Here is a 25,492-nt window from a genome sequence, read left to right on the forward strand (position 1 = left end):
CTTCAGTTCCAGACGGTGGACGCGTCGGGCCCGGCGAGCTGGCCCTCGGCAGCCGCGAAGTGGGAGAGCAACATGGCGTTGAGCGCCTCGGCGCTCTGGAAGGTCACGCCGTGCCCCGCGTCGTCGAGGCGCACCAGAGACGAGAACGGGATGAGCCGCGCGAGGTCGTCGCTGCGCGAGGGCTGCACCAGACGGTCACGGCCGGGGCGCACGATGAGGCACGGGAGTCGCAGACGCCCGAGCCGCGCACGCGTGTCGTGCCGCAGCACAGCGGAGAGCTGCCCGAGCACCGTGGCCTGCGGCGCGGGTCGCCCGAAGCGGATGGCCAGCTGCTCGCGGATCTTGTCGGCGTCCATGCTGGCGACGAACTCGGGCGGGTAGAGCAGCTGCTGCAATGCGTCCAGCCGCCCTCCCCCGCCCAGGAACGCGCGGGCGAAGGTGCGTATCCCGTCTCCCGGCGGCACCCACCCGGTGGGTCCCCCCGCCTGGGTGGCGATCAGCGTGAGGCTCATGAAGCGCGACGGATGCAGAAGCGCGAGCTCCTGCGCCACCATGCCGCCCATGGACACGCCCACGAGGTGCGCGCGCTCCCACCCGAGGTCGTCCATCACGCGCGCGGCATCACGCGCCATGTCCTTCATGGTCCACAGCGGCGTGGGCGACGACTCGCTGCCACCAAGACCCCGGTGGTCGTAGGTGACGACCTGGTGCTGCGCCCGCAGCGCGGCGACCTGAGGGCCCCAGACCTCGCCACGCATCCCGAGCCCCATGATGAGGAGAACGTTGGACCCGACGTCTCCGTGCACGTCGTAGGCGATGCGGGGGCGAGTGGCGGTGCGGCGCATTGCCGGGAGGATAGTCGATTCCGAGGCCCGTCGCAGCGCTGATGGGCAAGTAGCCCGCGTCAGTGGGCGTGGGCGAAGCGCCAGCCTGCCCGGCACTCGTGGTCGGTGTCGGGGCACACGAAGCGGACGTGCAGGTGGTCGCGGTGGTGCGGAAAGTGCCGAACGATACCGAACGCGTGGTTCTGCCCGCGCGGGTACTGGAACCACTCGCGCAGCTGCGCCGGGGTCGCGCCTTGGGAGCGGGCGTACTCGTACAGGGGCTGCTGCAGGCTGTAGTCGATGAAGATGGCCTCCACGCGGCCCGCCGAGAGCCAGGCGTGGAAGAGCGCCCACTGACGGCGCACGTCGATCTGCGCCGGCGCGGTGTTGCCGAACCCGCACTCGTTCTGGGCGCAGTGCCGGCGGAAGAACGCGATGTCGGCGTCGCGACCGCTCTGATGGCTGCGGTGATCGCGCAACGCGCCCCCGTCCGCGTCGCTGAGGTCGTGGATGCGCACGCGGGGACCGTCGGGATGCAGACGGCGCACCACCTCGAACGCGTCCCGGATCCAGCGCACCGTCTCGAGCGTCCCGAACGCGCGCGACGGCTCGCGTACGACGTAGAGCGGGTGCTGCGGCAGCGGCTCGGGGTGGGTGAGGGAGCCGTTGTATGGCAACCCGATGGACTCACTCCTGCTGAGCGGCACGTTCGAGTAGAGTCGCAGGGTACGTCCGGCGCGGAGGCCATGTCGCCGAACCGTCGGGTTCCAACGTAGGATCTCGGCCACGCTGACCTCGTGCCGCGCGGCGATGCGGGCGAGCGAGTCCCCACGCTGCACCTCGAGATCGATGGCCGGGCGCGACTCGGGCACGAAGAGCCGCTGGCCGACGCGGATGCGGTCCGGGTCGAGGCCGTCGTTGTGCTCCAGCAGCGTCGCCACGTCGACGCCGAGCCGCACGGCGATGCCGCTTAGCGTGTCCCCGGGCCGCACCTGGTAGGTCACGCCGCTCGGACGTGGTCGCGCGGGGCGGCGGCGCTCGCTCGGATCGGTCTGGGGCGGCGCGTCGTCGGCGCTCGCGGGGCTCTCACTGGGGCTGACGCTCGTCGCTGCCGTCGTCGCGGCGGCCGGTGTGTCCGCCGTCCCGCCGGGCTCACGGGTGGCTTCGGTCGTGGTGGGTGTGTCCGGGGCGCCCTCGGGTGCGATGCGCAGCTCCTGCCCCACGAGGATGCGGTCCCCTTCGAGCCCGTTCCACGTGCGGAGCTCGTCCACGGTGATCCCGAAGCGCTGCGCGATGAGGCTGAGCGCGTCCCCCGGACGCACGGCGTAGAGCAGCGGCGGGTCGGCCTGGGCGCCGCGCGGGAACAACCCGAACGCGAGCAGGCAGATCAAGAGCAGTCGCTTCGACAGACGAGCACGCATGCCCCTGAGCGATACCCGAAGCCGCGCGAGGACCGCAAAAAAGTGGCATACGCGTCGCTGCTGACCTCCAGCCGCGCCCCCCCGAACGTGGTCCAGCTCAGTCGCGGACCGGACACCCGAGCGCGAGGCACAGCAGGCGGAAGGCCGCGGCGCGGTGATTGATGGCGGCGCGCACGTCGGGCTCCATCTCGCCGTAGGTCTGGCTGTAGCCGTGGGGCATGAACATGGGCTCGAAGCCCGCGCCCAGGGTCCCGCGCGCGGGCCACACGAGCACCCCCGGCACGCGCCCCTCCAGCGCGAGCGTGTCTCCCTCCGGTGTCGCGACCGCCAGGGCGCACGCAAAGGACGCCCCCCGCGCCGCGCCGAGCACTGCCCCGCGCTTGGCCAGCTCGTGCTCCACACGCGCCATGGCACGCTGCCAGTCGCGTGGCTCCCCGGCCCACCGCGCGGTGTAGACGCCCGGCTCTCCGTCGAGCGCGTCCACGCACACCCCCGAGTCGTCCGCCAGGGCCACGCGTCCCGAGCGCTCCGCCGCCGCGCGCGCTTTGAGCAAGGCGTTGCCGGTGAACGAGTCCTCCGTCTCCTCTGGCTCTGGCAGCCCGAGCTCGAGCGCCCCTAGCGTGGCGACACCGACGGTCGTCAGCAGCTCGCGCAGCTCTCCGACCTTGCCTGCGTTGTGGGTTGCGAGGACGACGGGGGCCCGCCTGAGGCGCGCGATCGTGATGGGGTGTTCGCCGCTCGTGAGCGGTGGCGTCGAATGAGACATCGGAGAGGCGCACCATGACCCGAGGTGGCAATCGCAGCAACCATCGCGCAGAATCGCGGGGCAATGGCTCGCTGCATCCCCCCATCTCGCGCGCTCTCGAAGGCGCGCCTCGGCGCCTTCGCCGCCCTGTGCTGCTTCGTTCTCGGTTGCGGCGATGACGGGGGTGACCGCCGCGTCGAGACGCTGGGGCGCTGCGCGGACCAGAACCCGCTACGCAACGCGTACTTCGGCGACACGCATGTCCACACAGCCGCCTCGCTCGACGCCAACCTGCAGGGCACCCGCCTTCGCCCCGCGGACGCATACCGATTCGCGCGCGGCGAGGAGCTCGGCATTCAGCCCTACGACGCCGATGGCAACGCGCAGCGCACGCGTGTCCTCGGACGACCGCTCGACTTCGTGGCGGTCTCCGATCACGCCGAGTTCTTCGGCACCATCTACGCGTGCGAGAACGAGAGCGACCCCGGCTACGACTCCGAGCTGTGCGAGCAGTTCCGAGCCGACCCGGAGGACGCGTTCCTTTCGCTGAACATCCGTCTCGCCATCGGGGCGAACTACCCGTCCATCTGCGGCATCGGCGGCGTGGACTGCCAAGAGGGAACGGAGGCTCTGTGGGTCGAGATCCAGGAGGCCGCCGAAGCCGCCTACGACCGCAGCGACGCCTGCACGTTCACGTCGTTCGTCGGCTACGAGTGGTCGGGCTCCCCCGGCAGCGCGAACCTCCACCGCAACGTCATCTTCCGGAACCACGAGGTGCCGGTGCGCCCCTTCGGCTTCTTCGACGGCCGCACACCCGAGCTGCTCTGGGGGGCTCTGCGCGCCGACTGCATCGACGCGGGCGGGCTGTGTGACGTGCTGACCATCCCCCACAACAGCAACCTCTCGAACGGCATCATGTTCGAAGAGGTCATGGCCAACGGGCAGCCCTTCGACACGGCGTACGCGCGTGAGCGCGAGTTCATGGAGCCGCTGGCCGAGATCATCCAGCACAAGGGCTCGAGCGAGTGCGACCGCTCCATCGACTCGGGTGACGAGCTGTGTGACTTCGAGTTCCTGCCGTACGCCAACCTCAGCAACCCCGTGCTCGGGGCGACGTCGGACCCGATGGACCGCGATTTCCTCCGGCACGCACTCGCTCGGGGTCTGCACTTCCAGGAGACGCTCTCTGCGAATCCTTTCCACTACGGGTTCATCGGCAGCACCGACACCCACATGGGCACCCCGGGCGCCACGTCGGAGACGTCGTTCACGGGGCACGGCGGGGCTGGCACGAACAACCGTGATCTAGTCGCCTCCGTCCCCGACGTCATCGAGTTCAACGGCGGCGGTCTCGCGGTGCTGTGGGCCGAGGAGAACTCGCGCGAGGCGCTGTTCGGAGCGATGCGACGCCGCGAAGCGTACGCCACCTCCGGCCCGCGTATCCTGCTGCGCTTCTTCGGCGGCTGGGAGTATCCAGCCACCATGTGCGAGCAGGACGGCGATGCGTTCGCGACGACAGGCTACGACGGGGGTGTCGCGATGGGTGGCACCCTGGGGGCGCGGCCCGGCGCGGGTGGCGCGCCGACCTTCGCGATCTCCGCGCTGCGCGACGCGGGTGACGAGCTCGACCCCGCGACGCCGCTGCAACGCATTCAGGTCATCAAGGGCTTCACCGACGCGGAGGGCGCCCCGCAGACGACCATCTACGAGGTAGCTGGCGACGCGAACAACGGCGCGTCCGTGGACCTCGCCACGTGCGAGACCTCCGGGACCGGCTTCGACGCGCTGTGTACCGTCTGGACCGACCCCGACTTCGATCCTGCCGTGACGGCCTACTACTACGTCCGCGTCGTCGAGAACCCGACGTGCCGCTGGTCCACGCGCCTGTGCAATGCCGCAGGTGTGAGCTGCGACGACCCGGGCAACGTGCCGACAGGTTACGAGACCTGCTGTCGGGACACCATCCAGCCGGTGGTGCAGGAGCGCGCCTGGAGCTCGCCCATCTGGTACCTGCCCGAGCAGTGAGCTTGTCGTCCCCTCCGGAGAGCCGATCGGAAAAGCGTGCGCCCCGCCTCGCCTCGCGGTTGTTGGCGGCGCCGACGTTGCACTTCTTCGTCGTGGGCTTCGTGGTCCTCGTATCCGAGCGCGCTTGGACGCGCGCGCACACGGAGCGACCAACCCTGCACGTCGTGGTACCGACCGGCCTCGGTCCCGCCGAGCGCGAGAAGCGCGTCGACGCCGCCGTGCTGATCAAAGAGGGCCTCGGCCTGGGTTGGGCGCGCACGGATCACGTCATTCGCACGCGGCTGATCACCAACCTGCGCTTCGCGCGTGGGGAGACGAGGCCGGGCGACGAAGACGCGACGTCGCCCGCCGCACCTCGGGACGACGACGCAGCGCTGCTCGAGGAGGCGCTGCGGCTTGGAATGGAGCGCAGCGACCTGATCGTGCGACGGCGCATCGTGAGCCGCGCCGAGCGGATGATGACCAGCGACGTGCGCCACGCCCCGGTCGACGACGGCACGCTGCTCGCGTTTCGCGACGCGCACCCCGAGCGCTTCCGTGCACCTGCGCGCTTCCGCTACGTGGACGTGTTCCTCAGCCAGCAGAGGCGTGGCGACACCCTGGACCACGCCGTGTCGGCGACGCAGGCGCAGCTGACGCGGTCGGGGTTGGCGCCCGAGCAGGCCGCCAGCCTGAGTGACCCGCTCTTGTACTCACCGGGGGACCGCTGGGTCAGCGCCGATGAGGTGGCGCGACGCCTCGGAGGCGATCTCGCGACCCAGCTCGAGGCGGCTCCGCTCCGACGCTGGGCGGGGCCCTTCCGCTCGTCGTTCGGTGTGCACTTCGTGTGGGTGCGCGAGCGGCGCGAGGCGGCGCTGCCATCACTCGAGGAAGCTCGCGCGCGCATCCTCGGCGCCTATCGCGACGACCGCCAGGCCGAGGCCATGCGCCGGCGCATGGCGGAGCTGCGAGCTCACTACGACATCACGGTGGAAGAACGCGAGGGGGCGCCGTGAGGCACGCGCCACGTTTCAGAGCAGCGAGGCACGGTGGACGGCCTCGACGACGACTCGGCGTGCGCGCCTGCCTCGCGGCGTCGGCGATGTTGCCCCTGGTGCTTGGCGCGGCAGCGGCCTACGCGCACCCGTTGGCCCCCGCCGCGCTGATCCTGCGCGAGCTCCCGGGCGCGCCCGCCGGCACCCTCGAGGTCACGTGGCGCACGTCGCGCGTGCGGCCACGGGGCGAGCAGCTGAGCCCGCGGCTCCCTGAACGGTGCGTACCAGACCCAGAGAGCGAGCGTGAGCTGCCGCAGGAGAACGTGGTGGCGCGCACGTGGCGAACGCGCTGCGGCGAGGGACCGCTGGCGGGCCTCGCCAACCAGACCGTGTCCATCGACGGCCTGGAACGCACGGAGACCAACGTCTTCGTGGAGGTCCAGCTGCGCGACGGTCGCACCGTGAGCGCCCTGCTGCACGCGCAGTCGCCGTCGCTGCAGATCACCGAAGAGGTCAGCGAGGCGCACGCGACGGCGAACCCCGGGTTCGTCACGCTGGGCGTCGGGCATCTCCTGAGCGGCGCCGATCACGTGCTCTTCGTCCTGGGCCTCGTGCTGCTCGTCAGCCGCTTGCGCGACCTGCTCTGGCTCGTCAGCGCGTTCACCGTGGGACACAGCGTGAGCCTCGCGCTCTCTGCCACGGGGGTACTGCAGCTGCCCAGCGCACCCGTGGAGGTCGTCATCGCCCTCAGCCTGTTGTGGCTCGCCCTGCGGGTGCTGGCCCGGCGGGCGGCGCTCGACGCAGCCCCCCCATCGGTTCGCCGCGCCGCGTTCGTGTGCGCGGCCTTCGGCCTACTGCACGGCCTCGGCTTCGCGTCGGCCTTCGCCGAGTCGGGCGCCACGGGACGGTCGCTCCCCGCCGCGCTCCTCGGCTTCAACGTCGGGGTCGAGCTGGGTCAGCTGGCCATCGTCGTCCCTGCCGCGCTCGCGCTCGCGCTGCTGCGTCGGCACGACGACCGACACCACAGGGAAGCGCGCGTCATGTTCGTCGGTGCCTACGCGATCGGCTGCGTCAGCGCGTACTTCGTCCTCGAGCGCACGCCGAGCCTGCTCGCGGCGCTCCAGGGTCTCGCCACCTAGCCGCTCGGTCAGAGCGCGATGCTGCCGGGGCCGCTCTCGCCCTGCTCGCCCAGCGCCCCGGTCGGAGACACCAGACCAGGCGTGCTCGCGTCCTCGAAGACCGCGTCGAACACCTCCGACATGTCCTCGGCGAAGATGAACTCGAGCTCGTTGCGCGCGGCCTCGGGCACGTCCTCCACGTCCGGCTCGTTGGCCTTGGGGAGCACGACCCGTGTCATGCCCGCCCGGTGCGCCGCGAGCACCTTGGACTTGATGCCGCCCACGGGCAGCACGCGTCCACGCAGCGTGGCTTCACCGGTCATGGCCGTATCGGTGCGCACCGTCTTGCCCGTGAGCAGCGACGCCAGCGCGCTGAACATGGTCACGCCCGCGGAGGGGCCGTCCTTGGGCACGGCGCCCGCCGGCACATGGATGTGCAGGTCGTGGTCCTCGAGGAACGTGGGGTTGACCCCGTAGCGCTCCGCGTTGGCCCGCAGGTAGGCGAGCGCGGCGCGGGCCGACTCGTTCATGACCTCACCCAGCTGCCCGGTGATCTCGACCTTGCCCTTGCCGGGCATGGACGTGGTCTCGACGTAGAGCAGGTCGCCGCCGACCGGGGTCCACGCGAGCCCTGCCGCGACGCCGGGCACGCCCAGACGCTCGGCCTTCTCGCGGTGCATCTTCTTGCGGCCCAGGATCTCGAGCAGGTCGTCGACCCCGATGTGGCGCGCGGGGATGCTGCGCTCCTCCTCGCCATCGCCCTCACCTTCTGGCGCCACGCCACGCGCGACCTCCAGGGCGACCGCGCGGCACAGCTTGGCGATGCGCTGCGTCAGCTGACGCACGCCCGCTTCCCGCGTGTAGCCCTCGATGACCAGACGCAGCGCGTCGTCGTCGAGCGTGATGCTCTCCTCCTCGAGCCCGTGCCGCTCCAGCTGCTTCGGCAGCAGGTGCTTGCGCGCGATCTCCACCTTCTCGTCGGTGGTGTAGCCGCTCAGCTCGATGATCTCGAGGCGGTCCAGCATGGGCGGGGACAGCTTGGAGAGGTCGTTGGCCGTCGCGATGAAGAGCACCTCGCTCAGGTCGAACTCGAGCTCCAGGTAGTGGTCCGTGAACGTGACGTTCTGCTCGGGATCGAGCACCTCGAGCAGCGCCGCCTCGGGATCGCCCTGGAAGCCGCGGCCCATCTTGTCGACCTCGTCCAACACGATGACGGGGTTCTTGACGCCTGCCTTTCGCATGGCGTTGACGATGCGCCCGGGAAGCGCGCCGACGTAGGTGCGGCGATGTCCGCGCACCTCGGCCTCGTCACGCACTCCGCCGAGGGCGACGCGCTCGAGGGGGCGCCCCGTCGCGTCCGCCACGGACTGCGCGAGCGACGTCTTGCCCACGCCCGGAGGGCCCGCGAGGCACAGGATGGTGCCGCGCGCGTCCGGCGCGAGCTTGAGCACGGCCATGTGCTCGAGGATGCGCTTCTTGACCTCCTCGAGGCCGAAGTGGTCCGCCTCGAGCACGGCCGACACGTCGTCGATGCTCGGGTGCGTGTCCACGCGCTCGGTCCACGGCAGGTCGCCGATCAGCTCGAGGTAGCGGCGGATGACGGACGCCTCGGCCTGCTGCGCCGGGAGCGACGACAGGCGGTTGAGCTCGCGGTCCACCACGCGCTGCACGTGCGGCGGGAACTCCTTGGCCTCGAGCTTCGCACGCAGCTGTTCGAGCTCGTCGTCCTCGTCCTCGCCGAGCTCCTTCTGGATGGCGCGCAGCTGCTGCCGCAGCATGGCCTCCTTCTGGCTCTCGTGGATGGACTTACGCACCTCGCCGTCGATCTTCGAGCGCAGCTCGGCGCCGGCGCGGACCTTCTGCACGAGGCTCGCCACGAGGCGCAGGCGGGTCGCGACGTCGAGCGTGTGCAGCACCTCGGCGCGCTCGTCGTCGGAGATCTCCAGCCACGCGCCCGCCAAGTCGGCCACCCGACCCGGGTCGTTCGTGCTGTTGAGCGACTGGTGCAGCGCCTTGTCCTTGGGCACCAACTCCAACAAGAGGTTGCGCAGGCTCTCCGCCAGGTGCGGCACCTCTTCGTCGTCGATGCCGAGGTCGCTCACCAGACGGACCTCCGCCTCGTGGTACGGCGCGGTGGTCACGACGCGCTCGAAGCGCACGCGCTCGAGGCCCTCGACGACCATGAGCATGCCGCGCTTGCCGCGGTCCGAGATCTTCCGGACCTGGGCGCGCACCCCGATGGGACGCAGATCCGCGATGCCGGGCACGCTGACCGAGCGGTCGTGCTGCGCGCCGAGCACCAGCAGGTCACCCTCTTCGAGGGCCCGGGCGAGGGCCACGGAGCGCTCACGTCCCACGGGAAACGTGCTGACGCGGCCCGGGAGGGGGACGCCCAAGCGCAGCGGCAAGAGCGGGAGGATCTCGGTGGGGCGGGGGTCGATCATCGACCGAACGTAAGAACGGGATCCTGGCCGTCAACCGTGGCCGCTCAACTGTCCCGGGCGGTGACCTTTCCGATGGGCGAGAGCGCCGCAAGCAGCGCGAGCCCGGCGGCGAGCCCGAACGCGCCCTGATACGCTGTGGGCACGAGGTCGCCACCGAGGGCCTCGAGCGCACCCAGCATCAAGGCCATGCCACCCGCGTTGGCCAAGGCCGTCGTGAGCCCGAGCGCCGCCGAGGAGGCGCCCAGGTCACGCGCCGCGCTGTCTGCCGTGACGGCCGCAGCGGTGGCGGTGGACACGAGCGCGAGCCCCCCACCCTGCGCGACGAGCGCGATGGCGAACGGGAGATACGGCATGCGCGGGTCCAAGAAGGCGTAGTAGCCGCACGCCAGCGCCACGAGGAACGCGCCTGTCTGGACCGGGCCGGACACGCCCGTGCGCCGGATGAGCATGCCCGCCAGGGGGCCCACCACGCCCATGGCGATAGGCCGCGGCAGGAGCGCGGCGGCGACCACCCCGGGCGACCAGTCCCCAATGCGCGTCAGCAGGACAGGCATGATCAGGAAGCTGCCCATGTAGACGGCCTGTACGGTGGAGCGCACCAGCAGCGCGCGACGCGTCACACGGCGCTCGAACAGACGCGGCGGCAGCACCGGCTCTTCGGCGCGCAGCTCGACGCGCCAGAACAGCGGGAGCAGCACCAACGCGAGCGCGAGCACGATCAGCGAGCGGACGGAGCCAAAGCCCCAGTGCGGCGCCTGGACCATCCACGTCAGGGCGGCCAGCGCGGCCAGCGCACCCACCACGGCCCCCTGCGCATCGAAGGGCCTCGGCGTCTCGTCGGAGGGCACATCGGCCGGCAGGACGGTCAGCGCCAGGAGCAGCGCCACGGCCGCGATGGGGAGCTGTGCGAAGAAGAGCACGCGCCACGACGCGTACTCGATCGCGACGCCCCCCAGCAGGATGCCGAGCGTGGGACTGAAAGCCATGGTGCTGGTCCAGTAGCCGAGCGGCACGCTCTGCTCCTCGGGCGACCAGGCCGACGCGGCGATGGCGAGGCCGCTGGGCAAGACCAGCGCCGTCCCCACGCCTGTGACGACCCGCGCCGTGATCAGCCACGGCAGCGTGGGGGCCAGCCCCGACGCCAGCATGCCCAGCGTGGCGATGACGAGCCCGAGCAGCCACACCCGCTTGCGCCCCGTCCGGTCCGCCAGGCGCCCAGCCGCCGGTGTGACCACGGCGCTCACGACCATCGGCGCCAATGTGACCCACGCCACATCGCCGATGCTCACGTCGAGGTCGAGGGCGATGGGCGCCAACGCGATGGTCAGGATCGTGAGCGTCAGGTTGGTGCTGAACGCCGCCAGCAGCACCACCGCCAGCACGGCCCGGCGCGACCACTCCCGCGGCGCGGTCAGCGCGTCACCCGTGGCAGCGTCGTCTGGCACGCACGCAGCGTGGCTGCGCGCGCCCGCGGCGTCTACCCGAAGTAGTGCGCCGCCATCCGCTCACCGTAGCGGACCAGGTTCTCGTGGCTGAGCGCGGCGTCCTTGAGCGGGCTCGGCAGGGGAGCATCCACGATGGACGTGACCCACGCGTACACGGTCGCGTCCACGCTGCTCGGTCTGTCCCCCATGAAGAAGGGTTTGTCGCCGAGGAAGCTTCCGAGCGAGCGGAGGTCGCCGGCTCCGAGCGCGTAGATCTCCTCGCGCGCGTGACGCCCGAGCCCCTGGCCGTGCATGGCCTTGAAAGCCTGCTTGCGCAGCTGGGCCGCGACGGGCCGCCGCACCAACGACGGAATCGCCTTGAAATAAGCGTCGCGCAGGACGGGCCAGTTGTGCTCCTCCATCCAGCGCGCATAGAACAGCACGAAGTACAGGTGCTCCTCGCACAGCTTCACGAACGCGTCGGCGACGGCGCGCTCTGCGTCGCTCAGCCCCTCGTCGAAGTCGATGCCGAACGTGTCCTGCAGGTAGAGCTTGATGAACGTGGAGTCCGCGATGAGCTTCCCGCGGTGTCGCAGCACGGGCAGCTTCCCCTTGGGGGCCTTGCGCGGATCGGTCCACGTCTCGACCACGTAGGGTTGCCCAGAGGCGGCGAGCAGCGCCTCGGCCTTGATGCAGAAGGGGCTCCCGTTGCGCAGGCCGAAGACGGGCTCGTACTGGAGGAGGGTCAACGTCTCGCTCGATGGGTTCGTCATGCTGCGGGGTATACTGACAGATTCCTGACAGAGGCTGTCAGGAACGGCACTGCACAGTCCAGGGAGTCCGCGAGACGGGAACATCCATGAGAGCCCAACGCCTGAACGAGATCATCCGCCAGCTGCGCCGCGCGCGAGCACCCCTCACGGCGGACACCCTGGCGGCGCGCTTCGAGGTCACGCCGCGCACCATCTACCGCGACGTGGCTGCGCTGATCGGGAGCGGGGTGCCCATCCGCGGCGAGGCGGGGGTGGGCTACGTGCTGGGCGAGGGCTACGACCTGCCGCCGCTCATGTTCGACGCGCGCGAGCTGGAGGCGCTGATGCTGGGCGCGCGCATGGTGGCCGCCAAGGCCGACGCGGCGACGGCTCGGGACGCGGAGAGCGCCATCGCGAAGATCGTCGAGGTGCTCCCCAAGGAGCGCCGCGCGCTGCTGCTGGACTCGCCGCTCTTCGCGCACAGCTTCCGCCCCAAGGTGGAGGACCGGGTGGACCTGGTGCCGCTGCGGGACGCGCTGCGCGACCAGCGCAAGGTGCACCTGAACTACCGTGACGTGAACGGGACGGCCACGGAGCGCACCGTGTGGCCCGTGTCGCTGGGCTACTTCGAGGGGAGCCGTGCGCTGGTGGCCTGGTGCGAGCTGCGCTCGGACTTCCGGGTGTTCCGGACGGACCGTATGGACACGCTCACGGCGCTCCCCGATCCGCTCCCGCGCCCCCGGCGCGTGCTGCTGCATGCGTTCCGCGAGCAGCAGGCCGAAGAAGAGCGCGCGGCGCGCGAGGGCTGTGGCCCGCGCCACCCCGAGTCCGGTGCGGACCATCCGGGCGCCCTGCGGCGCTAGAGCGAACGAGCCAGGGCTTCTGCCGATCCCGGGTTGCGCTCGCGCTCGGCCTTTCGGACGCGGCCCGGGTGCGGCATCCTTCTCCCATGGCGAGAGAACGTACGGTCCGCGACGTCATGACCCGGGACGTCACGACACTGGCTGCCGACGAGAGTCTGGCGTTGGCGGACGAGGTCATGCGCCTCAAGCGCATCCGGCACATCCCCGTGGTGCGCGGCAAGCGGCTGCTGGGGCTCATCTCCCACCGCGACCTGCTGCAGGCGCAGGCGCGGCTCTTGCTGGCCACCAAGCAGGCCACGGAAGATGAGGTCTACGTGTCGGTCGCGGCGGAGGACATCATGACCAAGGACGTGGTCACGGTGCACCCCGACATGCGCATCCTCGAGGCCTCGGACCTGCTGCTGGACCAGCCGTTCGGGTGCTTGCCGGTGGTGGAGAACGACGGCCTCGTCGGGATCGTGACCGAAGCCGACCTGCTCCGCTGGGCCGTGCGTCAGCTGCGCGAGCAGAGCTCCCGCGAAACGGACCGGCCCGATCCAATGGATTGACGCGGGGCGTGCCGCAGACCGCAGGGCGACGCGGAGGGCATGGCGCGAACCGCTGGCGAGCGCGCAACCCGCCGAGCTCGTCAGGTGTCGCGATCGTCGCTCTCCCTACGCTCGTCCACCGCTGAGTCGACCACGAGGGGCTCCTCGGCGCTCACGGCGGACGCGTCGGGGTCGGGTGCGATCGGCTCTTCGGAGCCCGGACCAGACGCCGCCGTGTCGAGAGCCTGCGCGCCCTCGGGGGAGGGCTCCATGCCGTCGGGGGGCTCCGTGCCCTCCTCGCGTTCGACCGCGGGTTCGCGCCGAGCGCCGGCCACAGGCGGCGCCCCCGGGCCTGCCGGTGGCTTCGGGGGGCTGAGCGGCTTCATGAGCGCGCCGTCGGAGAACGCGGCCCACCCCCAGCGCGACCAACGCAGCACCAGCGAGAACGCGAGCCAGAGCGCCCACGAGAACATCAGCACGCGGAACACCCACGTAGGCACGCTGAACAGCGTGGCCACCGGCAGCGCGCCCGTGCTGCGGTCAGTGAAGAAGCGCAGGTGCTGGCTCCAGCTTCCAGGGCCCTCGATGCCCATCTCGGGATCGCCCAGCAAGCCCGCCTGCACCGCCCACAGCAGCAAGCCGCAGGTGACGAAGGTGTAGCCGATGATGAACAGCTGCCGCAGGTTGAACAGCGCGCCGCTGGTGAGTGGGGTGTCCTTGCGTGACTCCAGCAGAAAGAACCACCCGATGACGACCACCCCCGCGGCAGCCGGGATCTGCGTCAGGCCGACGAGCAGGAGCAGCCAGTCGTGGAGGCGCAGCGGCAGGCTGCGCTTGCGCGCGAGCACCACGGCCAGCAACAGCGCGAGGGCGAGGTAGCCCCAGAACAGCACGGCCGGGCCCCAGGCGGGACCGGACAGGAACAACACCCAGCGGTCGTTGCTGCTCTCGACGATGAGCTCCGCGTTCACCACGGCCTGGTCCACGGTCACTTGCGGCGTTTGGAAAGCGGTCTCCCAGCCGCGCGCCTCCTGCCACTGCAGCTGGATGCTGTGCGACCCGGGCTGCAGGGCGATGACCACGTCGTCCCCCTCGCGCTGCAGGGGTCGGGTGTCGCCGTCCACCGAGAGCGAGCGCACGTCCGCGTCGCTGGGCACCTGGAGGCGCACGGGCGAGCTGACGCTGGTGCGGATGCCGAGGTCGAGCGACGCGCTGGTCAGACGCACGCCGGGGTTCACGGTCAGGCTGGCGCGGTCGACCGTGATCGAGCGCCCCTCGGCGGCGGCGGGGCGGGTCAGAGTGAGGGTCAGCGACTCACCGGGCCACGGGTGGAAACGTGGCTCCCAACGGGACCCCGACGCGCTCTCGGTGGGTGCGATGCCCTCGCTCGCGCACTGCCACAACGCCGTGCAGGCCAGCACCCACACCTCGGACAGGCGACCCGCCTCGGGCGCGGTCAGCGTCACGGTGTCGGCGGGTTCGAGGGTCGAGGTCCAGCGCAGCTCCGAGGCGTTCTGACCGAGGGTGACGAGCGCCTGGCCGCCTTCGACGGTGACGCTCGAGTCGGTGACGGACTCGCCGGGCAGCAGCGGAATGCGCACGACGGCGGGCGAGGTCGCGGGGGAGCGTCGGCGCACCACGGACGTGAGCGTCCAGCGCACGCCGATGTCGAGGCGTCGCTCCACCTCGAGCCAGGTGGGGAGCTCCGAGCGGCGCTCCGCGTCCGCTCCGGTCGTGGTGGTGAGCAGGCGCCGCAGCTGGACCGACTCCGGTGGGCCGTTCTCCGCGGTGAGGCCGTCGACCTCCCAGCCCTCGCCCGTCACGCTCAAGCTACGCGGCGCGCGCCCGAACGCGAGCGTGAGTGAGTCGCGCCCGCCGATGGGCCCTTCGAGCCGCAGCGTGTGCACGCCTTCCGGCACCCGCGCGTGGAGGAAGCCACTGGGCATGCGGACGATGGCTGTCGTGGGCCGCCCGTCCAGCGTCACGCTCTCGGGCGTCCAGGTGGCCGTGGGTCCTGGGAGGGGATAGGCCGCCATCGCGCGGGCGCTGATCTCGATCTCGGCCACGAGCCGGTCGCCCTCCACGCGGACGGTCAGCCGATTGGCGTCCGCGCAGCGCTCGCACGGAGGCGCCGTGGTGAGGCGGGCGCGCAGCTGCTCGAGCACCTCGGGAGAGGGGATCTCCTGAGCGCGCGCTGACGCGCCCAGCAAGAGGCTGGCGAGCAGCACCGCGAGGCCCGCTGAGAGAGCGAGCGCGCGACGCGGCGTGGTTGGCGCGGGCGGTTCGGTGCCGGCGCCCGTAGGGTCGGACGGCCTGCTGTCCGAGGCCCGGGGCTTCCCGTCGAACGCCTCGTCGGACCCTTCGGTCGGCGCGCCCGACGAACCGGGTACGGGTTCAGCTCCGCCCGGGGGCGCCCCCCCGTCGGACGGCGCGGTGGGCGCGGGGGCACGTGGGCGGAGACGCAGCGCGACACCCAGCAGGCCCAACGTCAGCAGCGCGCGCAGCGCGTAGCGCAGGCGCGTCATCCACGGCGGGCTCAGCACGAGGCCGATGCGGTGGTCGCGGGCCACCGGGCCGTCGAACGACAGCGTGTAGGTGTTCCAGGTCCACGTGGGGAGCCCGAAGCCGGTCTGCACCACCGCGTTCGGATCGAGCCAGGCCGAGTTGCTGGCGTACTGCGCGACGCGTCCCGAGGCCCGCGTGTTCTCGGACCGCAGAGACGACTGGTCGTACTGCGGAGCCACCTCGGCGGCGGGCGCGGCGGTCTCGAACTCGCCGTCGGACACCAGCGAGCGCATGGCGAGGCCGTCGTCGCCGCCGTAGAGGTCGAAGCCGCTGGGGGCGAGCTGCGGGTGCAGCGCGTAGCGCGTCTGCGCCCCGGCGAACACGAGCGCGCTGACCACCGCGACCAACGTCGCCGCGTGGTACCCGTAGCGCACCACCCGCTCGAACTTGCGGGCCGCGAGCGCGCGGTGCAGCGCGAGGAGGACCGCCAGGGACAGCCACACCCAGCGCGGCGCGTCGTCCACGTGATACGACAGTCCCACCGTGACGAACGCCAGCACGCCGTAGCGCAGCCCCATCACCTGGGCGATGGCCGCCGTGATGATCAGCAGCGCGAAGAAGCTGAGCAGGCTCCACTGGTCGACCAAGGTCCCGGGCGCGCGGTCCACCCCGCTCGCGTGCACCAGCTCCCAGCCGGGCGGGAGGTTCAGGCGGGTGGACGAGCCCTGCGCGTCCTCCGACCAGCCCACCGCGGGCAGCGACGAAGCGCGGCCTTCGGCGCGCCACTCGGCGGTGATGGAGGCCCGCGTGGCGCGCAGCTCGACGCCTGGGCGACCGTCCGCGCCCTCGGTGATGAGCTGATCCTCCCCACCGATGCTGACGCGACCAAGCTCGCCCTCGGCCAGCGCGACGCGGTGCTCGCTGTGCATGCTGACCGACATCACATCGCGCGCGGTGAAGCCGCCGCCGTTCTCGTCGAGCCAGACGGTGCGGTCGAGCGTCAGCTCGTTGGGCGGGGGCGTCGGCTCGCCGCGGCGGGACGTGCGCAGCGTGAGGTTCGCGTCGCGGCCGACCAGGTAGGCCGAGAACGAGCGCCACTCGTCCGGGAGCGACGTGCGGGCCGGGTCGATCCCGGTCGCCCCGCTCAGCTCCACCTGGCGCAGGCTCTCGTCGGGCGCCCAGACCCACACCTCCTGCTCGGGCCACGGGGCCTCGAGGGCGCTGCGTCGATAGCTGGTCTCGGGGTTGGCGACCAGCGCGGTGATGACGACCGAGAACTCGCCGGCGCGCAGCTGCATCGTGAGCTCACCCGTGGGCAACAGGCGCACGGGTAGGGTTGCCTGCACGTCCACCGGCACGGCGCCCTCGGGCAGCACATCACCAAGCAGCAGCTCGCGCGCGCGCCCGGCGGCCCGCACCTGCACCCGCGTGGTGAGGGTCAGCGGCACCCCGTCGTCCAGCCGGCGATGCACCTCGAGCGTGACACGGTCCTCGCCGAGCGCCTCGCTCTGGCGCGCCCGCAGCCACACGTCTCCGCTCGCGGTGCGGGTCGCCACAGAGACCTCACCGTCTTCGACCAGCAGCACGCGAGCGACCTCGTCGGGCACCCGCAGGGTCTCGGGACGCGTGCTCCAGGCCAAGCGCCCCTCCACGCGGTGCTCTCCCGCCTCGACCTCCACCACGGCGCGGCCGTCCTCCACCAGCACCACCGCGGGGCGTCCGTCGAGGGTCACGTCCACCGGCTGGATGCGCTCGTTGCCCGGCAACGCGAAGCGACTGCGTCGGTCGCTCGTGCCTCGCAGCACGAACGACGCGCCCCCGTCGGCGACGTCGATGCGCAGCTCGCCCGGCCAGACGCAGATGGGGTCACGCGCGCGATCGGGCTCGGTGGCGGCCGTCGGGCGTGTGCAGCCGTAGGCGGCGTCCCCCTCCAGCACCCACGGCACCCAGGGGCGCAGGACCGGTGGGACCGACTCGGCGGAAGGCTGAGCGCTGGCGCGCCCCCCCAGGCCGACCATCATCGTGAGCAGGAAGAGCGGAGCGAGGAAGTGCTTCATGCGTGCGTGTGACACCGGGGCAGGGTACCAGCCTTGGGTCGCGAGCGCGTTCGCGCACCACGGAGGCGGCCGGCCCCCCCACGGCACCGGCGCTCCACGGCGGGCGAACGCGCCCGCGACCCGTCCCTGCCATGCCGCGCCGACGAGCTCACGACGTCACTGGCGGGGCACGGACGGGGGCGCCAGTCAGCCCGCGCGGCGCCGGCCCACGCGGACTAGGGCCACCAACACGAGCGTCAGCGCGAACCACCCACCGGCTCCCGGGGCACGCGAGCCCTGCGTGGCGCAGCCGTCGCAGCCAGTCGCGGACGGGGGTGGGAGACCGCGTAGGCCGACCTGGGTGGAAGCCACGTTGCCGCTCGAGTCGCGCACCTCGAGCGCGTCGACGGGCGCGCCCAGCTCCACCTCGGCGGTCCCCACGGGGCGCCACGTGCTCCACGGCGCGGACGCTGTGCGCGTGCGGTACGCGAGGGTGCGCTGCGACTCGACCGTGTCCAGGGCCCAGAACGTGCGGCCGTCGGACGAGAGCTCGACCATGGGCGCCGTCGCGTCCACGACGAAGGTCTGCGTGCCCACGCTCCCGAAGCTGTCGGACCCGACGGGCCGGCTTCGCACGGTCAACGTGTGCTCGCCCTGACGCAACAACGCGGCGTCCTCGATGACCGCATACGTCGCGGCCTGGAAGGGACTGAACGCGCCGCCGTCCAGGCGGTAGCTATACTCGCGGAGGGACCCGTCGCCCGCCTGAGCCTCGAAGGCCACCTCGAGGCGCGGCAGCTGGCCCTCCCCGAAGCGCGAGAGCGTCAGCGACTCGCCGTCGCCGACGTCGAGCCTGGTGATGGCCACACGCACGGGGTCTCGGTCCTCGAGCGCGCTGGGCGCCGCTTGCACCAAGTCCACGAACACCCCGAGGAACGCCTCGGCAGCGGGCCCCTGCCCCTCGGTGACCAGGCGCAGCGAGTCCTGCGTGAGCGCGACCCCGACCGGCAGGGCGCCCCCGGCGAGCGCCGCCGGATCGATGGGCGCGATGTCCTTCGTGAACATTGGAGCAAAGCTGGCGATCACGTCGGGCAGCACGTCCGCCAGCATCTCGGCGTCCTCGAGCAAGAGAGCGCTGTTGCTGACCGTGGCGTTGTCGACAGTCAGTCCCAGGAGGGGCAACACGCGCCCGTCCGTGACCTGCAGGTTCACCTGCGCGCCGAGATCCATGGTGAGCGTCAGCGCGCGCACGTAGCGCTCGCTGCTGTAGACGTAGAGGTCCACGGACAGGCTGGGGAACGCGATGCCGAGCAACGCGCTCTCCTCGGTCCCCTCGCCCACGGTCAGGACGGGTGGCCGCGCGGGGCGCAGGACGACCCCCATGGACGCGACGGAGTCCGGGAACGCCAGCGCCTTGAGGGACGGGATCAAGAGGGAGAAGAGGCCGGTCGAGAGCTGCTGCGCAAGGGCGCTGTTGACCTCGATGCAGAAGAACCCAGCGCGCCACAGCTCGGAGAGAGACCAGTTGATGAAGCGCTCCGAGATCGCGAGGCCGACGTGATGCTCGTCGTCTCCGCCACGCAGCGCGCTGGCCACGGCGATGGCGTCGGGTCGCGCCATGAGCCCCTCGGGGGGCAGCTCCACGCACGCAGAGGTGGCGAGGGACTCGGCGCCCGCGACCATCGACAGCGAGTAGCCGCCCGCCACGGCCTCGCCTTCGCCCGACAGCGCGAAGAGCGTGTCGAACGCGGCGCGCAGGCCCGGCAGGATGGAGGCCGTCGCGTCCCCCGCGCTGAGGCGCGTCTCGAGGCCGAGCAACAACGGAACGCACTCTCCCGTCTCGTCGTCGACGCAGATGCCGTCGTCGTCGGGTGAGCTGCCGGCCGGGCAGAGGGTCACGTCACCCGCGCTGGCCGGGTTGCGGTGGGCCGGCTGGCACAGCGCCGAGAAGCCCTCGGCCGCGCTCGGCAGCTGGTCCTCGATGGCCCCCACGATGATGCCTCGAAAGGGGTTGAGCAGGCCCGACGCGGCGCATCCACCGAAGGTGAAGTCGTTGTTCTCGATGCCGGGCGCGACGAGCGCGAGCTCACTCACGTCGAGGCGGCTGTAGCCCGCGCGCAGACCCTCGGTGAGCTCTGCGATCCCGGCGCGCACCGACACGCCGATGGTGTCCGACTGACCGCCCGCAGCGGCCGTGTTCAGGTCCACCGTGCAGCCTGAGGGAACGACGCCGACCGTCGCGTACGAGCGCACGGGGAAAGGAGCGCGCTGCCCGTTTCCATCGAGCGACCGCGCCCCGGCGCCGATCTGCGCGCGAATGGCGTCGGGGTCCCCCACGAGCGCCTGCAGGTCGAGCTCGCCGAGCGTCAGCTCCACGGCGCAGCGCCCGCCGCCGAACACATGCACGCTCGTGGCCAGCGACGCGGCGGGCTTGGTGAGCGTCACCCGATAGGAGAAGCCGCCCTCGAGCGTGAGGTCACCGAAGACGACGTGCGACGCCGCGAGCGTGTTCCCTCCTTCGCGGCGCAGCAGCTCCACCGGCGCTCCGGGGCCGCTGGTGCGCGTGACGGTGAGCGTGGTGTCGAGCGACCCGCCCTCCGTCACGAACCAGCGGCGCTGCGTCGTGGTGGGCGAGAGGGTGCGCGAGGTGCTGCCCGAGCCACCGCTGAAGGTCAGCGTCTCTTCACCGGCGCACAGCGCCACCACCTCGGTGTCGGTGAGCCGCACGAGCGCCGGCTCCACGGGGATGCGCAGGTCCTCGTCCGTCATGAGCGCCGAGGCCGCCAGGGCCTCGACGTTGTCCTCGAGGAATCGCAGGCCCGCGGGCCCGAGGCGCACCTGGATGGCGTCGTCGATCTCCCTCGTCCGGTCGAAGCCGCCCGGGATGGGCCCCGTGGTGCAGCCGCAGCCATCGAGCGCGTCGCACTCTCCGCAGCCGCTGGCGCACGACTGCGCGCAGCCGCTGGCGTCGAGGCCGCAGCCCGACAGCGACAGCAGGCTCGCGTACAGCAGGGGCACGGCCATGGCCCATCGGGGCGCGTGCCCCACTCCGAATTCCAACGCTCTGCTCATGGTCACTCCTCGCGCGCCCGATTCCGTCGGCGCGTCGGGAGGCCGGATTGCAGGAGTCGGTCCAACCCGCTTTCGCGTGGAATCCAGAGGGTAACCGGCGGGAAAAGTGTGCAGCTCCGTGCGCACTGTGCAGAGAGCCCGCCAAGCGCTCGAAGTCCCACGTCAGGGAGGAGCCTCGTCGATTCCCTGTCGGCCGGCAGATCGCGAGGATGCTGACTGGCGACGCGTTGCATGGACGCCGGACCAGGTCAGTGTTGGAGATGCCTCGGAGAGGACCGTCACGTTGACCATGGGTCGTTCGTTCTCCGAGGAGTCTTGCGCCGCGGACTTCGGACTGGGACGGCCGAAGGCGGAGTTCACGCTGGCAGGGCGCGGCCAGATGAACCCGCTGGGCGTGCTTCGTTTGGAGACGGACCGCGGCACCTTTGCCATCAAGCAGTCGCTCTACCCACCTCGCCCCGTGGCGCTGCGCATCGAGCGAATGGCGCACGAGGCGGGCCTCACGATGCCGACGCCCATCCTCACCGTGGAAGGGCGGAGCTCAGCGAGGTACGCAGTGGACACCAAGCGCGTCTGGGTCCGTGCGTTCGGCTGGGTGGACGGAGAAGCGGGAGCCTGGGGAAGCGTCTCCGAACGCGCTTCGTTCGAGGTCGCTGGTGTCATCGGACGGGTTCAGCAATTGCCATTGATGGCGTTCATGCTCGAAGACAAGCCGCACCGCCCGCTCCACGAGCGGCACTGGCGCAAGCTGGCCCGCTCGGCGCGAGAGCGGCACAAGCCGTGGGCGCGGCTGTTGGACGAGCGCATCGATCTGCTGGTCGAAGCTGAAGCCCACGCGGACCGCGAGGCGCACTACCCGCAGTGCGTCAGCCATCGCGACTACCACCCACCCAACTTCATCGAGCCGAAGTCCGGTCCCCGTGCCCTGGTCGACTGGGACTCTGCCGGGACGGCCTCGCCCCGCCTCGAAGCGCTGCGCTTCGCACTGATTTGGGCGACGCCGGAAGTTGGTCCACCCCAACGCGACCTGGTGCGAGCGTTCGTCCGAGGCTACGAGGCCAGCGGGTTGCAGCTGCCGGCCCCGACGCTCGACGAGATGATCGCGCAGGCCCAGCCTAGGGTGCGGTGGATTCGCTTCAACGTGCTGCGAGGGCTGCGAAACGAAGTCGAGGTCGAGCCAGGCCTCGTGGAGGCGCTGCTGCAGACCGTCGCGCCGCTGGATCACGACGAACTCGAGTCGCTGCGCGGCTTCTTCGCATAGCGTGCTCGTCGGGCGCCTCCGCCACTCCTCGAGTGTGCCCTAGGCGTCGGACTCGGCGTGCCTCTTGAAGTTGTTCAGAATGGCCTGCCAACCCGCGCGCCGGCGGTCGCGTCCGCGCGGCGATCGCGATGACGTCGGACCCGCGCGAGCGCCGCACCATACCGCACCGCGCCCGAGGCTCACGAAAGGACGCGCAACCGGGGGCTGCGGGCGTCGCGTCGGGCGGCGACCTCGGCCGGGGTGGGGCTGCTGAGCCGGACGATGCGGCTGACCACGGAGCGGAACTGCGAGGACAGCGAGCCTGTGTTGTAGTGCTGCCCATAGCGCTCGCAGATCTCGCGCACCTTCACGGCCATCTCGGCGTAGCGCAGCGCCGGCACGTCCGGGAACAGGTGGTGCTCGATCTGGTGGCTGAGGTTGCCCGTGAAGAAGTGGAACACGGGTCCGCCCTCGAGGTTGCTGGACCCCTTGAGCTGCCGCAGGTACCAGGCGCCGCGCGTCTCGGTCTCGAGGGACTCGGGGGGGAACGTCTCGGCGTCCTCGGTGAAGTGGCCGCAGAAGATGATGGTGAAGGCCCAGAGGTTGCGCGCGAGGTTGGCGCTCATGTTGCCGAGCAACACGGGCAGGAAGCTGGGACCCGCGAGCAACGGGAAGAGCAGGTAGTCCTTGGCGCCGACGCGCGCCATCTTGCGCAGGACGGGGCCCAGCTCGGCGCGCATCTCGGCCCGCGACCGCTCGCCCTTGCGCACGCGGTCGAGCTCGAGGTCGTGCATGGCGACGCCCCACTGGAAGAAGGTCGCCAGCGCACCGGCGTACAGCAGCTGGAAGCGGTGTCGCGGTTCCCACGCCTCGTGCTCCGTCAGGCGCAGCACGCCGTAGCCGAGGTCACGGTCCTTGCCGAGGATGTTGGTGAAGTTGTGGTGGAGGTAATTGTGGCTGTGCCGCCACGCGTCGCCGGGGCACGCCGTGTCCCACTCGAACGTGTCGCCGCGGTACTCGGGGTCGTTGAGGAAGTTGTACTGCCCGTGCATCACGTTGTGCCCGAGCTCCATGTTGTCGACGATCTTGCTCACCGACAGCAGACCCGTACCGAGCACGAAGGCCGGCGGGAGCCACCCGGCGAACAGCAGCGTGCGCCCGCCGATCTCCGTGTAGCGAACGCAGGCGTGCACGCGACGGATGTAGGTGGCCTCACGCTCGCCGACGGTGGCCATGACCTCGGCGCGCAGCTGGTCGAGCTCGGCGCCGAACGCCTCCACCTCGGCGGCGGTCAGGGCGCGGCTGCGGCTGGGAGGCGCGGGTGGCGGCGGCACGAGGGCGACGTGGGGTGCGCGCTCGGGCGCTGGGCTCGGGGGAGGGGTCTTCTTGGTGAACGGGGTGCGAAGAGAGATGTTCATGGGGAACCTCGACCGCACATGGCGGCGACAGAGAGTGAGTTTCAGACGTCCAGCACGACGGGGCCGAGGGGCTCGCTGACGCACAGGCGGATGGGGCTGCCCGGGCGGTCGTCGATGGCCCCGGTCACGCGGTCGCGCACGACGCCTTCGACCTTGGTGCAGGTGCAGGTGTGGCAGATGCCGATGCGGCATCCGCTGCGTGGCTGAAGACCCGCCTCCTCGGCGGCCTCCAGGAGAGACGGCTTCTTGCTGATGGCCGTGACCCGGCTCTTGCGGAACTCGATGGTGGCCTCGGTGTCACGCTCGGCGCCGGCCGTGGGCAGCGCGAAGTACTCGCAGCGCAGGCGGTCCGTGAGACCGCGCCCGTCGAGCTCGCTGCGCACGCTGTGCACCAAGCCGGAGGGCCCGCACAGGTAGATGAGGTCCGGCGTGAGGCCGCCGAGCGCGTCGTCCAGCTGCGCGGAAGAGAAGCGCCCCACGTGCTCCGTGCTGGGCGCGCCCTGCAAGCTCGGGTGAGCTTCCGGGATGGCCAGCAGCCGGAAGCGTGAGTCGCGCTCGGCCAGGGCGCGCAGGTGCTGATGGAACGCGAAGTCGAGCACGCTGCGCGCGTAGTAGAGCAGCGTGACGCGCTGCACGTTGCGGCAGCGGAGGGCCGCGTCGAGCAGGCTGATCATCGGCGTGATGCCGCTGCCGCCCGCGATCAGGAGCAGCTGCGGGGGCACCTCGCGCGGGAGCACGAAGTCGCCCGCCGCGGCGCCCAGCTCGACCACGTCACCGACGCGCAGGCGCTCGTGGACGTAGCCCGACACGACACCGCCCGGCTGCTTCTTGATGCCGAGCTGCAGGGTGCGCGCCTTGGGCGAGCTGGTGAGGCTGTAGTAGCGCTCGTGCACGATGCCGCCGATGGTCACGCGCAGCGGGACGGCTTGGCCGGGGACGAAGCCCGCGAAGAGGCGGTTGGGGCGGAGCTCGACCCGCAACAGGTCGGGGGTCTCGTGCGTCATCGCGACGACGCGCGCCTTGACGCGCTGCACGCTGAGCAGCGGGTTGATGTGGGAGAGGGCGAAGTCGATCCAGTGCGGGTCGACGAAGTCGGTGAGGCCGAGCGTGGGGCCGGCCGGGGTCTGTGGGGTGTGGCTGTGGGGGAGCATGGTCACCTCGTGGTCTCCAGTCGTTTCAGTGAACAACCGTGTACTGAGATATGAGGCCTCCCCGCGATTCAGTCAACACTTGTGCTCTTAAATTTTCGCTACGAATCCGTAACTTTAGCTTTTATCGTTTATAACCAATACTTTACACATCGAACAAACGTATGCGTAACATATCGAAAACCGGCGGCGCAGCTTTCGGCGCGCACCTGCTAAGGTGAGGGGTGTCCACGCGCGCCCAGAAGAAGCTCGAGTCCCGCCAGGCCTTGATGGACGCGGTGATCACGCTCACGGCGCACGGACGTAGCTTCGACAGCCTGAGCCTGCGTCAGGTGACCGCCGAGGCCGGCTTGGTGCCCACGGCGTTCTACCGTCACTTCGACGACATGGAGCAGCTCGGCGTGGCCGTCGCCGAGCAGGTCTGCCGCGACCTCCGCCCCCTCATCCGCGACGCGCGCCGCGAGGCCACGACGGCGTCGGATTCCGCGGTGCGCGCGTCGGTCGAGCTCTTCCTGAGCTATGTGCGCCAGCACGAGGCGGCGTTCCAGTTCCTGAGCCACGCGTACGCCGGTGGACGGACGGCCGTGTTCCGCGCCGTGCAGCGCGAGGTGCGAACGTTCGTGATGGACCTCGCTGACGACCTGCGGCTCGTGCCCCCCTTCAGCGGCTTCCCGTCGGAAGACGTCGAGATGATCTCGAACATCGTCGTGCAGATGGTGCTGTCGCTCACGCGCGACGTGCTCGCGCTGCCCGAGGGGCAGGCGACGCGCGAGGCCGAGCTGGCGGCGCGCGGCATCCGCGAGATGCGCTTCATCCTACTGGGCGCGCTGCACTGGAACCCCGCCTTTGGCCAAGTCCCCCTGGAGCTGCTCCGGCCGAAGCCGTAGCACCGCTGCCACGACACGCTCTGCGTCACGCGTGGAGGCCCTTGCGATGCCCACCGCCTCGCGCGTAGA

At 71.1% G+C, this 25,492-nt stretch carries 17 protein-coding genes; 7 read left to right on the forward strand and 10 right to left on the reverse strand.

What is annotated here, in order from left to right; translation table 11 throughout:
- Nucleotides 1-2: 2 nt before the first annotated feature.
- The 3 genes from H6726_08455 to H6726_08465 all read right to left on the reverse strand — a co-directional run bounded on the left by H6726_08455 (nucleotide 3) and on the right by H6726_08465 (nucleotide 3,011).
- On the reverse strand, nucleotides 3-845 hold the full coding sequence (locus H6726_08455) for an alpha/beta fold hydrolase (protein ID MCB9657662.1): 843 nt from the start codon (nucleotides 843-845) through the stop codon (nucleotides 3-5).
- A gap of 59 nt (nucleotides 846-904) precedes the next feature.
- Nucleotides 905-2,245, reverse strand: a complete 1,341-nt coding sequence (locus tag H6726_08460) for a penicillin-insensitive murein endopeptidase (protein MCB9657663.1) — start codon at nucleotides 2,243-2,245, stop codon at nucleotides 905-907.
- A 97-nt stretch (nucleotides 2,246-2,342) separates the two neighbouring features.
- Nucleotides 2,343-3,011, reverse strand: a complete 669-nt coding sequence (locus tag H6726_08465; protein MCB9657664.1) for a non-canonical purine NTP pyrophosphatase — start codon at nucleotides 3,009-3,011, stop codon at nucleotides 2,343-2,345.
- Nucleotides 3,012-3,074: 63 nt separating this feature from the next.
- On the opposite strand from H6726_08465, the gene H6726_08470 reads away from it, so the two are divergent.
- The 3 genes from H6726_08470 to H6726_08480 are packed head-to-tail and all read left to right on the forward strand — an operon-like array spanning nucleotide 3,075 to nucleotide 7,128.
- Nucleotides 3,075-5,015, forward strand: a complete 1,941-nt coding sequence (locus H6726_08470) for a DUF3604 domain-containing protein (GenBank protein MCB9657665.1) — start codon at nucleotides 3,075-3,077, stop codon at nucleotides 5,013-5,015.
- A 2-nt stretch (nucleotides 5,016-5,017) separates the two neighbouring features.
- Nucleotides 5,018-6,010: a peptidyl-prolyl cis-trans isomerase gene (locus tag H6726_08475; protein MCB9657666.1), complete on the forward strand. Its 993-nt coding sequence runs from the start codon at nucleotides 5,018-5,020 to the stop codon at nucleotides 6,008-6,010.
- A gap of 59 nt (nucleotides 6,011-6,069) precedes the next feature.
- The gene (locus tag H6726_08480) at nucleotides 6,070-7,128 is read left to right on the forward strand and encodes a HupE/UreJ family protein (GenBank protein MCB9657667.1); all 1,059 of its coding nucleotides are present in this window, start codon (nucleotides 6,070-6,072) and stop codon (nucleotides 7,126-7,128) included.
- 8 nt (nucleotides 7,129-7,136) lie between these two features.
- On the opposite strand, the gene lon is transcribed toward H6726_08480, so the two are convergent.
- Genes lon through H6726_08495 form a run of 3 tightly spaced genes read right to left on the reverse strand, consistent with a single transcriptional unit; the run spans nucleotide 7,137 to nucleotide 11,748 of the window.
- The gene (gene lon / locus H6726_08485; protein MCB9657668.1) at nucleotides 7,137-9,551 is read right to left on the reverse strand and encodes an endopeptidase La; all 2,415 of its coding nucleotides are present in this window, start codon (nucleotides 9,549-9,551) and stop codon (nucleotides 7,137-7,139) included.
- Between the two features lie 44 nt (nucleotides 9,552-9,595).
- Nucleotides 9,596-10,996, reverse strand: coding sequence for an MFS transporter (locus H6726_08490; protein ID MCB9657669.1), 1,401 nt, complete (start codon nucleotides 10,994-10,996; stop codon nucleotides 9,596-9,598).
- A 32-nt stretch (nucleotides 10,997-11,028) separates the two neighbouring features.
- Complete coding sequence (locus H6726_08495; GenBank protein ID MCB9657670.1) at nucleotides 11,029-11,748, reverse strand: glutathione S-transferase family protein; 720 nt, start codon at nucleotides 11,746-11,748, stop codon at nucleotides 11,029-11,031.
- A gap of 86 nt (nucleotides 11,749-11,834) precedes the next feature.
- On the opposite strand from H6726_08495, the gene H6726_08500 reads away from it, so the two are divergent.
- Entirely contained in the window at nucleotides 11,835-12,590 is a 756-nt protein-coding gene (locus H6726_08500) for a YafY family transcriptional regulator (protein ID MCB9657671.1), read from the forward strand.
- Nucleotides 12,591-12,706: 116 nt separating this feature from the next.
- Entirely contained in the window at nucleotides 12,707-13,138 is a 432-nt protein-coding gene (locus H6726_08505) for a CBS domain-containing protein (protein MCB9657672.1), read from the forward strand.
- 80 nt (nucleotides 13,139-13,218) lie between these two features.
- Here the strand turns inward: H6726_08505 and H6726_08510 are convergent, their stop codons facing one another.
- The gene (locus tag H6726_08510) at nucleotides 13,219-17,694 is read right to left on the reverse strand and encodes a hypothetical protein (protein ID MCB9657673.1); all 4,476 of its coding nucleotides are present in this window, start codon (nucleotides 17,692-17,694) and stop codon (nucleotides 13,219-13,221) included.
- Nucleotides 17,695-17,865: 171 nt separating this feature from the next.
- Nucleotides 17,866-20,730 carry a hypothetical protein gene (locus H6726_08515; GenBank protein MCB9657674.1) on the reverse strand — a complete coding sequence of 955 codons (2,865 nt, stop codon included), beginning with the start codon at nucleotides 20,728-20,730 and terminating at the stop codon, nucleotides 17,866-17,868.
- 289 nt (nucleotides 20,731-21,019) lie between these two features.
- On the opposite strand from H6726_08515, the gene H6726_08520 reads away from it, so the two are divergent.
- The gene (locus H6726_08520) at nucleotides 21,020-21,991 is read left to right on the forward strand and encodes an aminoglycoside phosphotransferase family protein (GenBank protein ID MCB9657675.1); all 972 of its coding nucleotides are present in this window, start codon (nucleotides 21,020-21,022) and stop codon (nucleotides 21,989-21,991) included.
- Between the two features lie 179 nt (nucleotides 21,992-22,170).
- On the opposite strand, the gene H6726_08525 is transcribed toward H6726_08520, so the two are convergent.
- Both H6726_08525 and H6726_08530 read right to left on the reverse strand, forming a co-directional pair.
- Nucleotides 22,171-23,388: an acyl-CoA desaturase gene (locus H6726_08525; GenBank protein MCB9657676.1), complete on the reverse strand. Its 1,218-nt coding sequence runs from the start codon at nucleotides 23,386-23,388 to the stop codon at nucleotides 22,171-22,173.
- A gap of 41 nt (nucleotides 23,389-23,429) precedes the next feature.
- The gene (locus tag H6726_08530) at nucleotides 23,430-24,539 is read right to left on the reverse strand and encodes a ferredoxin reductase (GenBank protein MCB9657677.1); all 1,110 of its coding nucleotides are present in this window, start codon (nucleotides 24,537-24,539) and stop codon (nucleotides 23,430-23,432) included.
- 221 nt (nucleotides 24,540-24,760) lie between these two features.
- On the opposite strand from H6726_08530, the gene H6726_08535 reads away from it, so the two are divergent.
- The gene (locus H6726_08535) at nucleotides 24,761-25,423 is read left to right on the forward strand and encodes a TetR family transcriptional regulator (GenBank protein ID MCB9657678.1); all 663 of its coding nucleotides are present in this window, start codon (nucleotides 24,761-24,763) and stop codon (nucleotides 25,421-25,423) included.
- Nucleotides 25,424-25,492: the final 69 nt, after the last annotated feature.

It is taken from the genome of Sandaracinaceae bacterium (genome assembly GCA_020633055.1).
Taxonomy (GTDB): domain Bacteria; phylum Myxococcota_A; class Polyangia; order Polyangiales; family Houyiibacteriaceae; genus JADJJE01.